General features: G+C 42.1%; 10 protein-coding genes and 1 pseudogene. 4 read left to right on the plus strand and 7 right to left on the minus strand.

Annotated elements, in window-relative coordinates:
• Nucleotides 1-4 precede the first annotated feature (4 nt).
• Together QWZ04_RS11085 and QWZ04_RS11090 are read left to right on the plus strand one after the other, a co-directional pair.
• Nucleotides 5-1,639 carry an ATP-binding protein gene (locus QWZ04_RS11085; RefSeq protein ID WP_290327932.1) on the plus strand — a complete coding sequence of 545 codons (1,635 nt, stop codon included), beginning with the start codon at nucleotides 5-7 and terminating at the stop codon, nucleotides 1,637-1,639.
• 77 nt (nucleotides 1,640-1,716) lie between these two features.
• Nucleotides 1,717-2,730, plus strand: a complete 1,014-nt coding sequence (locus QWZ04_RS11090; RefSeq protein ID WP_290327934.1) for a DUF2860 family protein — start codon at nucleotides 1,717-1,719, stop codon at nucleotides 2,728-2,730.
• Nucleotides 2,731-2,809: 79 nt separating this feature from the next.
• Here the strand turns inward: QWZ04_RS11090 and QWZ04_RS11095 are convergent, their stop codons facing one another.
• The 4 genes from QWZ04_RS11095 to QWZ04_RS11110 all read right to left on the minus strand — a co-directional run bounded on the left by QWZ04_RS11095 (nucleotide 2,810) and on the right by QWZ04_RS11110 (nucleotide 7,430).
• Nucleotides 2,810-3,229 carry a VOC family protein gene (locus QWZ04_RS11095; RefSeq protein WP_290327936.1) on the minus strand — a complete coding sequence of 140 codons (420 nt, stop codon included), beginning with the start codon at nucleotides 3,227-3,229 and terminating at the stop codon, nucleotides 2,810-2,812.
• 92 nt (nucleotides 3,230-3,321) lie between these two features.
• Nucleotides 3,322-3,513, minus strand: coding sequence for a hypothetical protein (locus tag QWZ04_RS11100; protein WP_290327938.1), 192 nt, complete (start codon nucleotides 3,511-3,513; stop codon nucleotides 3,322-3,324).
• Nucleotides 3,514-4,200: 687 nt separating this feature from the next.
• Nucleotides 4,201-5,964 (minus strand): ATP-dependent nuclease, encoded by a 1,764-nt coding sequence (locus QWZ04_RS11105; RefSeq protein WP_290327941.1) that lies wholly within the window; start codon nucleotides 5,962-5,964, stop codon nucleotides 4,201-4,203.
• 47 nt (nucleotides 5,965-6,011) lie between these two features.
• Nucleotides 6,012-7,430 carry a hypothetical protein gene (locus tag QWZ04_RS11110; protein WP_016791715.1) on the minus strand — a complete coding sequence of 473 codons (1,419 nt, stop codon included), beginning with the start codon at nucleotides 7,428-7,430 and terminating at the stop codon, nucleotides 6,012-6,014.
• A gap of 500 nt (nucleotides 7,431-7,930) precedes the next feature.
• Here QWZ04_RS11110 and QWZ04_RS11115 point away from each other — a divergent pair, with 500 nt between their 5' ends.
• On the plus strand, nucleotides 7,931-9,259 hold the full coding sequence (locus QWZ04_RS11115; protein WP_290327946.1) for a CAP domain-containing protein: 1,329 nt from the start codon (nucleotides 7,931-7,933) through the stop codon (nucleotides 9,257-9,259).
• Nucleotides 9,260-9,323: 64 nt separating this feature from the next.
• Here QWZ04_RS11115 and QWZ04_RS11120 read toward each other — a convergent pair.
• Both QWZ04_RS11120 and QWZ04_RS11125 read right to left on the minus strand, forming a co-directional pair.
• Nucleotides 9,324-9,705 (minus strand): annotated as a pseudogene (locus QWZ04_RS11120) (pyridoxal-dependent decarboxylase); the annotation flags it as partial.
• Between the two features lie 90 nt (nucleotides 9,706-9,795).
• Nucleotides 9,796-10,686: a LysR family transcriptional regulator gene (locus QWZ04_RS11125; RefSeq protein WP_290327952.1), complete on the minus strand. Its 891-nt coding sequence runs from the start codon at nucleotides 10,684-10,686 to the stop codon at nucleotides 9,796-9,798.
• A 110-nt stretch (nucleotides 10,687-10,796) separates the two neighbouring features.
• Here QWZ04_RS11125 and QWZ04_RS11130 point away from each other — a divergent pair, with 110 nt between their 5' ends.
• Nucleotides 10,797-12,074, plus strand: a complete 1,278-nt coding sequence (locus tag QWZ04_RS11130) for a serine hydrolase domain-containing protein (protein ID WP_290327954.1) — start codon at nucleotides 10,797-10,799, stop codon at nucleotides 12,072-12,074.
• Between the two features lie 238 nt (nucleotides 12,075-12,312).
• On the opposite strand, the gene QWZ04_RS11135 is transcribed toward QWZ04_RS11130, so the two are convergent.
• Nucleotides 12,313-14,196 carry a PLP-dependent aminotransferase family protein gene (locus QWZ04_RS11135; RefSeq protein WP_290327956.1) on the minus strand — a complete coding sequence of 628 codons (1,884 nt, stop codon included), beginning with the start codon at nucleotides 14,194-14,196 and terminating at the stop codon, nucleotides 12,313-12,315.
• Nucleotides 14,197-14,387 lie beyond the last annotated feature (191 nt).

Genomic DNA, 14,387 nt, shown 5'->3' on the forward strand with positions numbered 1-14,387 from the left:
TCCCATGATTAAAGCATTTTCGCTTCTTTGGTTGGTGATATTGTTACTCATCGCGTTTTTCTTTAACCCCATTACGGTTAACCCTATCACCAAAATCAACGAGATAATTTCCAAAGATGTCTATCAAGAGCTTTACGGGCCGACGTTACGAACAATACATGAGGACTTAACTTCCCAGCCTCCACAAGATTGGCAACAAACCATACAAAATCTACAACCTCATTTTGGTATGCAGCTCAAACTTGTCGATATAGCAGAGCTCCCGTTAAGTCCTGCGAACTTAACAAGCATCAAAGCAGGCGAAATGGCCTACCATATTGCCGATCCTTCAGCTTTGGTTATGGGCATAAAGCAAAGTGAGCAAGCGATCTATCTCGCGATGGATCTAGCGAGTGATGACTATGGAAAATTGCAGGCCAGCGGGCCGATATTCTTACTCGTGCGTGAAATGAAAAAATTACCCAGAGATCAGCGCAGCGTTCAATTGAATAAAATCACCATATCAATGCCTGTCGCTGCCACGATTGAACACTTTGATTCGATAGAACTGCCCGAAGAGCAGAAATCTCTACTTCTAGCGGGAGAAATTGCGTCTGTAATTAACGAAAACGAAGATCAGATACTCTTTGCTCTCATTGAAGATAAGGATATTTTACAGGTAATAGATAATCAATCGACGTCTGTCCAAATACTGTTCATGAGTGCGATTGTTATGGGGATCATGCTGTGCATTGCGGCAGTCATGATGTTATGGGCTATTCCTTTATGGCGCGATTTAAAACGCCTCGTAACGACAACAAACCAATATGGTAACGGTGATCTTCAAGCTCGGGCAAAAACGTCTAAATGGTCGGTCGTTGCTCAGCTGGGCACATCATTTAATAAAATGGCTGATAGCGTCGAAAAACTGGTACTCGGGCATCGTGACCTCACCAATGCCATAGCACACGATTTAAGAACGCCACTTTATCGGCTGAGATTTGCTTTAGAGATGCTCAATGACAATACCCTTTCCAAGGAGCAGATAGAAAAATACAATAATGCTGCGGGGAAAAGTATTGATGACTTAGACCACTTGATTAATCAGGCGCTGATCCTCTCACGCTATTCTCGCAGAGTGCCTGATTCCAACCACATCGCCCCATGCGCTCTAGAGCCTATGTTGCAAGATGAACTGCATCACTTCCAATTAGAACATCCGCAACTGTCCGTTGAGTTTAAGTGTTCCCGCTTGCTTGATGAAGAGGTCATGGTCGATCACAGAGCAATGATCCGAGCGGTAAACAATTTATTGTCCAATGCCGCGAGGTACGCAAAGAGCACCATTGTTGTGACTTTTGAGCGTCACCCTAAAAGCTGGGTGTTGATGATTGAAGATGATGGGATAGGAATACCTCAAGAGCTCTGGGAGTCTATTTTTGATCCGTTTGCACAGGTTGATAATGAAGAAAGGAACACCACAACTGGTCACGGATTGGGTTTGGCCATCGTGAAACAGATTGCCATCTGGCATGACGGCGATTCGTTTGTTTCTCAATCTTCACTTGGTGGCGCTAAATTTACCTTACGCTGGAACGCGATGCCTACAGATAAGCAAGCTATAAACCGTACGTCTGCCGTCACAAATGGTCACAGTTAGTCTTTATTCTGGCATGGAACTATAGCTTGAAATCAAACATATTAAGCCGACTCTCTTAATGAACAAAAGGTACAGGGATGAAATATCTGAACAGAACAGTTGGATTAACCTGCTTAATACTGAGTGCTCCACTGGCAGCAAACGAAGAAACAGCAGAGCAAGAATCCGCTTTTGAACCTGGTTGGCAATTTGTGTTATCGGCCAACGTTGGCGTGGGTAGTGAACAATCTCAGCTCAATACTGATGATGATAATAAAACCACCGATTCACTACAGAGCAGTGGTAAATCAATCTCTGGTTTTGGCCTATTCCCTTTTGTCCGAGTTGAGTACACCTTAGATAGTGGAAATACCCAATTTTATCTCGGTCAAAGTGAAGATCAGGTCACCAGTGAGCAGTTCCAAGCAGAAATTGGCGTGAATCACTATATGGAAGGCTTAGGTTTATTGAACGCCGCGTACTTTCCAAAAGTTCCTGGGGTAAATGAAGTATGGGAAGACGCTTATTTGGTCGGCTCTGCTCGTAAAAAAACCGGGTCAAATGCACATGGTGGCCGGATTGCTTATTCGCCTGAATTGATTTTGCCGCTAACCATTCGATACGCTTTCGTACAATATGACGTTGAAAACGATAAGTCAGGTAAAGGGCAAAATTTATCGGCAGAAAGCATGAAGAAGCTAGAAAGAAACAGCATCTATCAAAGGGTAGGGCTTGAAACCGTTGTGCCGATCACCGACAACATCGCATTGTTACCAGCAGTGAGATACACCATGCGAGACGCAGATGGTAAAGCCCATAGCTTTAAAGAGCTTGGTGGAGAGCTTGGGGTGCATATGTCTTTTGGAAAACACAGTTTTGTTACTCATGCAGGCTTCGCTAAACGCGGTTTTGACGCCAACAACCCAGTATTTGATAAGAAACAAGATACCACGGTTACCAATTTATTTGGGGTTTATGCTTACGAACAGCCGTTTGGTTGGGAAAGTGTCAGTGTTAGCGTGATTGGTGGTGTCAGTAATGAAGACTCCGATATCAACTTCCATGATGTGAAATCGACCTACATTTCAACCGGTGTGAATTACTACTTTTAAATCGAATACCCAAGTGATGAGAGTCGCTTGGGTATTATTCATTTTCTCACGTCGTTTTTACCTTGCTCTAATGTTCAACTTAACTAGAAAGGTTTCGTAGCTTTGGGTCATCACTTAGATACTCAACGAACTCTACTTCAAAGCCTGATGGGTCAACAAAATAGACGTTCTTACGGTAGGGTTCTGTTGCCCCCGTTTTCGCCACCGAGAACCCTACATGGGTGAGCCTGTCTATTACGCTTTGAATATCGTTGGTCACATAGGCAAAGTGAGCGAGCCCAACTTGATGTCCGGATAGTTCTCGGTTTTCTCCCTCACCATGATCACTTAAGGCGATATACTGATATTCATCACCAAAATGCAGCCAGTTACGAGGCTTGCCATACCATTCTCCTTGTCCTTCATCACGTACATACCAGTGGGGAAATACAGCTTGATAGAATTTCAGCATTTCAGGGATATCTTTCACGACGATATTTACATGTTCAAGTTTTATCATACGATGTTCCTTTTCGTGTTTTCGTAATCAACAAGGACATCATAAAACCTCACCTTAACTTGAGGTAAAGGACTAATTTGGATGAATTGATTTTAAGGAGAGGTCTTATTTTTTTTCAGGTATTTAATTACCGTCCAGATGAGATAGCCCATAACGCCGACGATGAGTGCAGAGCGAATGAGAATAGGCGCATCATGCTCTAGTTGAGTTACATGCGGTGCGATACTGGCATACAAGCGACTGGTAAAAAGCAGCCCCATTACTAACATAACGATTTTATTCATGTGGCCTGCCATTCAAATAGTTGCGTTGCACAGAACAAATGATGGATTACTCACTCAACGAAAGCAGGATTTGTTCTGTCTGAAGATAAAATAATGCGCTCCTTAAACGTGCCCGTCAACGCTACATCGAGCAAGCTAACGTTTCAGTTTTGAACGAGATTTAATCTGTTGGCTGAGAGTAGAAAGGTAAAGAATATGCAACTAAGTTTTAATGTGAGCGGTTGTGCGTTGCTCTGTTTTTGGCTTGAATACAACGCATGTTGAAGAAAAAATCGCCTCAAAGAAAACGGTGAATTTGAGGCGATGTTGGTGTCTAAAACTATTCTGTTCCCTCAACGAAATGAACGACCCCTAAGGGGGAATCGGATTTGTTTGACTGTCAGTCATCCCCGCTATTTCTTACTTGTTTGAGTCGGCGTTGTATTCAAAGCCTTCGATTCAAGAAGTGGGATTGATAAGTACCTCGGTGGCCTTGATCGTTTGGTTCTCGATATCGGACATTATAAAAACTCGAACTCAATCGGTTTCTGTGAAAGCTTAATCAAGGGTTTGGAAGGTGGGAAAGATGAGTCGGTGTGCTTGCGCTGACTCGGAGCTGGACAGAAACGATTTACGGCCACTGAGCTAAACCGTTTCTATCAGATTAGAAAAAGTATCTTGAAACCTTAAGCGCTTGTCATATGGTATTTACGACGTAGCCCATTCAACCATTTGATTTACAAATGGATGGTCTTCTAATACATCTTCAACATTGTTCTCTTTTAGATCTAACTTAAAGGCTATCCAATCTCCTGTTGTTTTTGCTTCCAAAGATAGGTGCTTCTCGATTGCTCCTTTTGTCCACAACCAATAGTTTTGCTCCTTCAAGCTTTCATGTAGAGCGGAAATAACCTCGGATGTACCTTGCTCATCTGCAAATAATTCGTACGCTTCATAAGCCTTTCTGCCCCCAGTTTTCTTAGGTAGCACACCACCTTCAAGCTCAAAACCATTTTGAACAGCAGATGCCGATAACATCGGTATAGCTGTAGTTAAATTCTCATCATCTTCTTGAAGTAAATTCGCACTTCTAGCTGTAGTGAAAACATAGTCGAGGTCAACCAGAGCTTTGAAAGGAATACCGATTCGACGGAGAATTCTCCCCATTTTATGTATGCCAGCACATCCGTCACCTATGACTAGTGCTGTCTTATGAGCATTAAATGAACGCCCACAAGCTTTGAATAAATCTGGTAGCACTGAGAGTTCTGTAGCGCCTTCTGCGATCAACACTCTGTCGGCAAACAAAATTTGGCTCATGTTATACACTTCAAACAAGATTCGAGCTTGGTTCGCATTCCCTTCAATTACCGCTTTGATAGCTTCAGCAATTCTCTCCGAAACGATTGTTTGTTGGTGTTCATTTTTGCGAACGATACTTGTGTTAGGAACATCTTCTTGTTCAACCATTAAAGCCGAGTGAGTTGTAAATACAATTTGATACCCACTGTCACTCAAAACTTTCAGGGCATCTCTCACTAACTCTGTCGCTTGTGGGTGTAAATATAGCTCTGGCTCATCAATAAGAAGTAATGTTGTTTGCCCAGACTCTGCTTCTGTTTGTGCTTCTGCGAGCAATCGAATTAATGCCATTTGAATAGAACGTTGAGCACCGTGACCTAGTGAGTCTACATCGGCACTATCACGCCCGATCTCTTGAACCTTAATTGTTCCATCAGTAAATAATTTCGACAGCGATGGTGTTGGTATATGTACTTTGATTGATACCCCCGGGAAAAAATCTTGAACTCGCTGAGTTGCTCGTTGATCGAAGTCATCGAGTGCGGCTAATCTTTCTCCGCCATCGAAATTCAATTTTTTCCCTATAACATTCAATGCATCTATCAGTTCATGCTGCTCTTCTTCTATTCTGGAGCTTAGTAATTGCAATAATTTACCGATAGTAGAGCTTGTCTTAAATTTTGAGACGTCATCGGTTGCATTGTCCATTGATTGGACAAAAATTGGCTCAGGGAAGAGATCATGTAATGCTTCTTGTAAACCTCCCGGGTTTACTTTCCATTCCCATGTATCGTCCTCACCTTCACCACCCTTTGAAACGTAAAGCTTACGAAGGGTTTTAGCACCACCCGGTGACTTTTGGACAAGGCGAACAAACATAGACTCTTCTTCAATGTAAGGAGAAATACTTGCCTTATGTTTTTCATCAATGGCATTTAATAGCTCATCACTTATGCCTGAAATCTTCGCTGTGACAATAACCTCATTCGCTACATCATTGAAATCTTTGTCCGCTAAACCTGTAGGGCGCAAGAACCACTTGATCGCCTTTAGAAGATTTGATTTACCAGCATTGTTATAGCCTACTAGTGGAGAGTATTTTTCTAGATTTAAGGAAACATCAACGCATGAGCGGAAATTCCTAATCCTAATCCAATCAATTTTATGCATTTTATCCTACCAACTTACCTATACCAAATAACGCTGCGTTAGATTTTCTATGTAAACGAAGCTAAAACAGTTTGGTAACGAGTGTCTTTACCTAGGTTAGGCAATTGCTGTGAAGTCGCAGCTGAAATAAACCCAATTGCTTGTAATGAAACTTGATTCGTAGTGCGACTAGTAAAGTAAGTCGCTAAGTTTTTATAGCCTTGATGACATGAAGGTAGACACAATCTTGATGTTACTTCTCTATCAGTCAAAAGACTTACAAACTCTTTGATTTCATCATCACCAAACTTTACGAGCATACTGTCGTAATAGGATTCAGCCATTGTAGATATACCATGACCATTCCCCATTTTTGCCATTACGATCGTTTTAACGTATTGCTTACGCACTGAATCAGGCACAACACCTGTGGATGATACATATGAGTCCAAAATACGAGCATGAGCTGGTTCATTATGAAAATTATTGTGACCAATATGAGCTGTATATAGGTTGGCAATTTTCACCGATAACTCTACAGCCAACGTATCTTTAGGAAGGTAAGGTAATCCACCAACAATAGTTAAAAACTCATTTGCAGCATCCTTTCGGATGATTTCACCATTTGAAGCATAAGTGGCATATTTTAGACCACACTCAAACCGAACTGCCTCTGGAGCCATCAGCCAAGACTTAGAACAAATTAGACGTATGTTATTTTTAATTTGTACTGTGGCATTTGGCGCGGTGTACATGCCAAACAATGTTCTAAGTAATGACGTTCCAAGATCTTGAGGTAAATGCTCTAACCCAGCATTAATATGGTCAGCATCTGTTGTACTCAGAACATTATTACGAACATTACCTAAAAAGCGTTTAATCTCGATTGCGACGCCTTCAGGTTCTTTACCTATTACTTCTCTTATACACGTCTCCAACCAAGCAATTAACTGGAAACCAGTTAGATCATTTTGGTTAGGGTGAGCTGCACTAGCCCAATTTCTCATATCTCGAATGTAGTCCAAATGTTTATAACCGATATCTGACAGAATCCCTGTCAGGTGGCACCCTCGGACTAACTCCCATTCATCAATTTTGACTAAATCATGTTCATCTTTCAGTTTTTTCCTGCGGTTTTCATCAGTAACCACGCTGTCATAAAAGTATTCAATATCAAAACGAGCAACTTTTTCTCGTAAGTTAACAACCGTTTCGTCCCAAATAAAGTTTAATGCGGCATCAAATAAGCCAGCACCACATGCCGCTATAAATTTAGAAAGGTAGATTGAAGTGGTACGCTGACTTGCATCAATCAACGTAATAACTTCAGGTAAATTATTTATTACTCGTGACCTTTCAGACACAGGAACTAAAACTTGCTCGGTTGGTAAACCAAGTTCACCTAAGTATGTAGTTAATCCATTTGAAAATTGATCAACACCCGTTGCTACCTGACTCTGAGATGTAACCACTATAGGATTACTCATATTTTCCTCCAAGATTCAAATGAAAATCTAACGCTTTATAGACGGTATTTTCCCGTATCCGCAATCTCTCTATACTGCGCTCGATCTGTATGAAACTCAATGCGCTTCAGGGTGTTGTGTGATTTTGGTATACCAATAGAGAATCGATTACGGAAATAATCCGCATAGAACACCAAGCTCATCAGGATTAGCACTACTAGGGTAAAAAATATGAGATACACTCAAAGAGGCCATTCACTCTAAAAAGCTTTGGGGCAAAAGTGAGCTAGAAACGTGCTTTGCTCAGGGAACAAGCAAGGCGGTTGTTGGATTCAGTGTCACTACAACCGACACCAACCTAACTACATGTGACGCCTACGATTCTCTCCCTGCTTGCATCCCCCTCTCATTGTTAATTGAATGTCAGTTTTTGAGTTCTCTGACATTCACCTGAAATTCAAACTAAGGCTATGAGGCAACATCCCAACCCTAAAGAATAATGTATGGTTAGGGATTAACTAATGGATCACCAAAATTTATTAGCAGTAGGGCTAATTGCACTTACCATTTCAGGATGTGGTGGCGAAAGTTCATCAGGGGAGGGCAGTAAGAATGCGAAACCGAGTCATTCGAGTAACCCTGGGGGATCATCAACAGTCACTGTTCAGCAGCCAGATATTAAGATACTCAAGAGCAATATGATCTTTGCTATTGAAGGTCTTGTTGAAAAGGGAGGAATGGTAAATCCTTATTCATCGATTCCTGTTAACGCCAATCTTCCGGCATTTAAGGGGGGAGATACCCCAAAGGTTGATATAACCATTCCTGTACCGACGATCATCATCGATAACGGGAGTAATCTAGTTAACGATTGGCACTGTTACGAAGCCGTTGGATTAACCGCACAAAGAAAAAACCATCAGTTATTTGTTGATGGTGTCATTTCAGAATATCGATACGACATGAAAACCAACGCCTGCTCTAGCGAGAGTTTAGGAACGTATGTATTCAACAATGCCGTCTTTGATAACGCCTTAACGTTTGCAACGGTTGGAAGTGTGGTAACAAAAAACAAGAGCGGTATTGAGGTGAATTTACCCACTTACCAATTTATAGCATTGGCTTATGGTCATCAGTCAAAACAGCGATTTGGCGATGCATGGGAGCTGATGCAGCGAAAGAAAATTGATGCAGCTGCAAAAGATGTAGGAGCTCGGATGTTTGCATTAGATACGTCCTCTGGGAATATTCATTTGAATCTAGGTTCGCTCAATAATGATGCGGTTATCGACTTCGCCTCTCTGGATAAACACCAAATACTGAAGGGTTCGATTTGGGGCATGCCAGGGCAAGGTGTCGCAGACGAAAAATGGTGCAAAATTGTGAATATTCCCGATGATTTAAGTCAGGAGAGTATCAAGTATCAATCAATCATTTCGACTAATTGCGCAAGGTCGACATTGCGCTACTGTGATTCGTTTGGCTCGTCATTTTCAAGTGGAAACTACCCATCGGTTCCACCGATCGCATGGGATAACGGCACGGCCAGCAATGCTCAATTGAATTCAGACGAGCAGTACCGAAGAAATGCACAAGGTCATTTTGTCGTCAATAGTGCCGGCCAAAATGCGTTTGTTTTATCTTCTAATACCTCCATAAGCCCTATCTTTGGTTACACAAGCCCAAGAAGCGATGGCAAGGTTAACGATGCGGGCCTCAATAGCTGGGCAGGACATGCAGGGCACTGTCAAAATGTTATGAATAGTAAGCATACGAAAATGGGGATTGGGTATAAGAACAGTAAAAGCGATTTAGCAAAGATGTCTTACTGGACTCAAGACTTTAATTAACCTTACCGAGACAATATCGCCTCTAATTCGAGGCGATATTGATGTCTAATAAAGCTGCATTTCCTTAACGAAATGAACGGCCTCTAAGGGGTAGTCGGATTTGTTTGAGTGTGTTTGCGACTCTGGGTTTACTTACCTTACTGTGTTTGATGGATTCAAATAACTGGCAGTTGAATGCGCCCGGCTGTGAAAGGTCGTGGCATAAACTGTCGATTAGGGATTTGTCGACGTCCCACATAGTGAAAAGATGAACATAATGCCGCTGCTCTCTTTGGCAAGCGAATAACGGAAAATAATCTCCTCAATGGGTTGGCAAAATATTCCCAAAGTACGATTGGAGAAAGGCCGTTGCGCGAACCTGAAAAAGTGGTGTCGGGTGAGCCAATGTATTCTGGGTTATCGGGAGGAGAAACCATGAATTTCTGCTTGGTCATGTAAACACCCGTCAGCTATGGTGCTTCTTATGCTTAAGCGCCTGTCCTTTTAAAAATAAGCGAATTTTTAGCACTTCTACAACTGTATTTTCTAAACAAGATTCAACCGCTTTTTGTTGGTTCGTCGCTTAGCGCCTCTACAAGCCAATTAAAAGCTGAGCTCTCGGGTCGTTTAATGGAATACAGCATATCAAGGGTAACTTGTGAAATGGGGCGTCGTTCAAATTTGGGGTAAAACTGCATCAAGCTCCCAATCGCTTGGCGTTCTTCAAAAACAGATTTCGGCAACATGCACCAGCCAGCATCCATTTCAACCCAATATAGTTGATCTTCCCTTGTTGCCGCTAACAATATTTCCGTTGAAAGCTGTTGAGCTTCATTCTCAGCGCTATCTCGTAAATCGAGTATGACTTGTGGAATATTCATTAATTGGGTTGAACTTGAAATATCAGTATTTGTCAGTTCACCGTCAGGCGCACAGGCAAAAACGAACGGCATAGATTTAATGGTGGCGCTTTCACAATCGATTGGGGGTTTCGCTTTTAGCAATAGGCGAATGTATATATCTAACTTTCCTGTTTGTAACCCCTCAAGTGACTCCTCTTCGGTCAGTCTGAGTACTTGAATGCTAGTATGTGGGAAGCGTTGTTGAAATTGTTCGAAAATAGACTGAAACTCAAGAATAGGTATTACTTCATGCAGCCCTATTTTTAGAACGGGCTCATATGTATCGTCGCGAACTTCAGTATACGACTGAATTTTTGCGATTTGACGATTAAGTATGTGAGCATCCCCTAGCACTTTCTGGCCAAATTCCGTTAGCTCTAACTTCCAACCTGAACGATCAAAGAGTGTATACCCCAATTCATCCTCAAGTGCAGATATTGCCAAGCTCACCGCGCCTTTCGATTTACCTAACGTTCTTGCAGCTTGCGAAACAGAACCGGTGTCGTTCACAAGGATTAAAGTCTGCAATTGCTCGAGTGTAAACATATGGATGTTCCAGGAATCTAGTTTAGATTTTTTAAACGACTTGTTTTTTTTAGTTTAGATGCTTCGCTGTAAAATACAACCAACTTAAAAAAACTGATTTAGGAATACTTATGAAACTTTCAACTATTTGCACTTCTATTGCTGCTTCACTCGTTTTAGCGTCTTCTTTGGCTATTGCAACACCTTCTGACATCAACCCAAGTGAAGGTTATACGCAGCAGCAATCGGCACAATTTAAAAAAGACTTTGATATTAATACTTATCAGCTAGCGGTTGATGAAGATTTAACAAGGTTTACCTACTTGAATATGTCTGAATTCTTCAATCATGAAATGATCGCTAGAAAAGGCCAAGTAACAGAGCTAGTCACTAAAATTGATAACAATATTGGTGATGTAAAAGTAAATACCAGCCACGGCGAACTCACATTAGACCAATGGACTAAAGACCACCTAGATGGTGTTATTGTGGTTCACAAAGGTAAAATTGTTTATGAAAAGTACCCTCGCATGCAAGCGCAAGACAAACATTTATGGTGGTCAATCAGCAAAAGCGTTACCGGTACTTTGCTAGGTATGCTCGAAGTTGAAGGCAAGGTTAACATTCAAGACAATATTGAAAAGTATATTCCAGAGCTAAATGGTTCTGACTGGGCTGGTACATCGGTAAGAGATATCGCTGAAATGGCGTCAGGTATGTCGGGCCTCGAAGCAGATGATCCAGAAGCATATACTAATCAGGAATCACCTTACGGATTATTTGAATCGAGCCTTGGTTTAGTTGGGCAAACGCCGAAAACAATGAAATCTACTTATGACTATATGACGAAGTTAGAGCGTCTGAAAAACTCAGGTGAGAAGCATGAATATACCTCTGTTAATACTTTCGTTCTCGCTTGGTTAATTGAGAAGGTTACAGGGCAAACTTACGCTGAAGTCATTGAAGAAAGAATCTGGCAGCACATCGGGGCGGAAAATGACGCAATGTTACAAGTGTCACCTTCAGGAGCACCAGGTGCTCACGGTGCAATCAGTTCAACACTGAGAGATTTAGCTCGTTATGGCATGTTGTTTACCCCTAGCTCAAATAAAAAAGGGGTAATTTCAGACAAGCTTATTAAAAATGTTCAAACCATGGGACGTCCTGAAGTGCTTAAAGCAGGTATAGGGTTTGATTACTTCAACGGTTACTTCTTAGGTGATTTGCAATCAACTGCTTACCAGTGGGATGGCATCATGACAGATGGTGACTTTGCTAAAGCGGGTTATCACGGGCAAACGTTATACGTATCGCCTGACAAAGATTTAGTGGTTGCTTCATTTGCAACGAACCAAGCTTACTATACTTTTAGTTACGCTCGCCAAATTGCCAAGAACTTGGCCAAGTAATTAGCAAGCTCATTTATAGGTAGCTTACTTAATAAATAGTTTACTTGAAGTTTTCCAGTTAACAGGCTGAGTTAACCGTTACAGAGCGTACCGTGATCATTTGCTCGTTACCTGATATTGAACAGTAAAAGCGATTTAGCAAAGATGTCTTACTGGACTCAAGACTTTAATTAACCTTACCGAGACAATATCGCCTCTAATTCGAGGCGATGTTGGTGTCTAATAAAGCTGCATTTCCTTAACGAAATGAACGGCCCCTAAGGGGTAATCGGATTTGTTTGAGTGTGTTTGCGACTCTGGGTTTACTTACCTTACTGTGTTTGATGGATTCAAATAACTGGCAGTTGAATGCGCCCGGCTGTGAAAGGTCGTGGCATAAACTGTCGATCAGTGATTTGTCGACGTCCCACATAGTGAAAAGATGAACATAATGCCGCTGCTCGGTATCTTGCTCACCAATACTGGTGCTCTCTTTGGCAAGCGAATAACGGAAAATAATCTCCTCATTTGGTTGGCAGAATATCAACGAGAGGGACAACGGAGTCCTTTGCAGCCACAATCCGTCAGGTAAGCCAGTGCCTTTATCGCGCCAATAGTCTGCAACCTGTGATAATTGCTCGTAAGCATACTGCGCCATTTTTTGTCCTTGCATGGCAAGTTCTATCTGTTTCTGATAGTTGTTACGGGCAAAATATTCCCAAAGTACGATCGGGGAAAGGCCGTTGCGCGAACCTGCAAAAGTGGTGTCGGGTGAGCCAATGTATTCCGGGTTATCGGGAGGAGAAACCATGAATTTTTGCTTGGTCATGTAAACCCCCGTCGGCCATGGTGCGCCTGGCCACTTATGCCCACTGGTGACAATGGAGTGAATCATCGTATTTTTGAAGTCAAAATTTGGCCCTGAGTTATCACCATGATTGGCAAAATCGCTTTGGTACTCCGGGCAATCTCTTGCCATTTTTATGAACGGTAGATAACTGGCACCAAGAGCACCATCAACATGCACCCAGTAGCCCGTTCGCACTTCAAAATCACTATTGGGGTCTTGTGGGTCGATAGGCACTTCTCTTTGCCATAAGCCATTTTCTTTTAAAATGGGCTCTAACAGAGACGTTATTTGGTCTACATCATCATAAGCACCTTTGAAGGTTGTCCCACAATTTAACACCAATAAAACGGGATAGCCTTTTTGAGCAAAAAACGTGACGTATTTGATGAGTTTTTCAACGTCAATCGCGCCAGAACCTGCGGGAAGGTCAGGCGTCGGCATTTCTGACTCAACTTCTCTTGGCCAAGGTTTACCCGGTTCGACGGGGTTTTGATCAGGGTAAAGTCGATTACCAAGATCGCCGAAGGTGTCGATTTTCTCAACCGCCATGGCCTTTACTATCGAGTAATGGGTATCTTCAGAAAAAAACGCCACAGGGGTGTAGGCATTGGTTTGCTTTGGTGGTGGGCAAGGGTAGTGGGCATATACTTCATTGTTAACCAAGGTTGCACCAGTGACCGTTTCTGATCTTATTTCCTCTTCTAACAACATGACACCACTCAAATAATCACGCGCATTGAGCATGGCATACAAGTTTCCTTCTGTACTGCCCATAGTGAGAACATAGCCCCAATAGCTTTCCGGATCTCCGGGCTGAAATTGGTCGTTCTGATCAATGTACGGGCCTTGTGAAGGCCATCTGGCATTCCATAAACAGGCAAAGTAATCGAGAACTGAACGTTCAACACATTTTGAGTTGATCGTATAGTTTCCGTTAACAAAAGGGTCGCCGACGTTATTTAGACTAACGTCAAGAAACGGAGCGAGCCGTTTTTCATAACGGATGCTTTCTTCTGTTTGATAGCCAAGAAAATGCTGTTTCTGAACATCCACGTACGCAAGTAACTGTTGATAAACCTGATCTTGCTCTCCGTTTGTCTGCCCGATTGGTGGGAGCTCTACATCAAAGTTGTCAACCGCCTGCTCGGTGTAGTGAAAGTCATAGTTTCTTTCTGCATAAACCTTTGTTGGGTCCGCTGTGGGTGGGGATATTTTTCCTAACGCGAAGTCTGGTACTTGCTCTATCCATGGCTTTCGCCTTGGGCCGTATTTAATTTTTGCCTTGTCACTCATAGTGTTGCTCCATTTTTTTAAGATTGTTTATCAGGAACAGTAGCGAGAGTTTTTTGCTACTTAGCCAACCACGAATTATTCGTGTATCGCTAACTATAGGCACTTTATTGGTTATGGGACTAAATGAATATTTAAATATTAAAGAAGGCGCATATTTTTATAAAATTAAGCGCATAAACATTGATAGTTTA

The organism is Vibrio tapetis subsp. quintayensis, from assembly GCF_030409945.1.
GTDB lineage: Bacteria > Pseudomonadota > Gammaproteobacteria > Enterobacterales > Vibrionaceae > Vibrio > Vibrio quintayensis.

Excerpts from the sequence above, each read along its gene's own strand:
- QWZ04_RS11085 (WP_290327932.1), top strand. The coding sequence starts at position 5 with ATGATTAAAGCATTTTCGCTTCTTTGGTTGGTGATATTGTTACTCATC.
- QWZ04_RS11090 (WP_290327934.1), top strand. The coding sequence starts at position 1,717 with ATGAAATATCTGAACAGAACAGTTGGATTAACCTGCTTAATACTGAGT.
- QWZ04_RS11095 (WP_290327936.1), bottom strand. The coding sequence starts at position 3,229 with ATGATAAAACTTGAACATGTAAATATCGTCGTGAAAGATATCCCTGAA.
- QWZ04_RS11100 (WP_290327938.1), bottom strand. The coding sequence starts at position 3,513 with ATGAATAAAATCGTTATGTTAGTAATGGGGCTGCTTTTTACCAGTCGC.
- QWZ04_RS11105 (WP_290327941.1), bottom strand. The coding sequence starts at position 5,964 with ATGCATAAAATTGATTGGATTAGGATTAGGAATTTCCGCTCATGCGTT.
- QWZ04_RS11110 (WP_016791715.1), bottom strand. The coding sequence starts at position 7,430 with ATGAGTAATCCTATAGTGGTTACATCTCAGAGTCAGGTAGCAACGGGT.
- QWZ04_RS11115 (WP_290327946.1), top strand. The coding sequence starts at position 7,931 with ATGGATCACCAAAATTTATTAGCAGTAGGGCTAATTGCACTTACCATT.
- QWZ04_RS11125 (WP_290327952.1), bottom strand. The coding sequence starts at position 10,686 with ATGTTTACACTCGAGCAATTGCAGACTTTAATCCTTGTGAACGACACC.
- QWZ04_RS11130 (WP_290327954.1), top strand. The coding sequence starts at position 10,797 with ATGAAACTTTCAACTATTTGCACTTCTATTGCTGCTTCACTCGTTTTA.
- QWZ04_RS11135 (WP_290327956.1), bottom strand. The coding sequence starts at position 14,196 with ATGAGTGACAAGGCAAAAATTAAATACGGCCCAAGGCGAAAGCCATGG.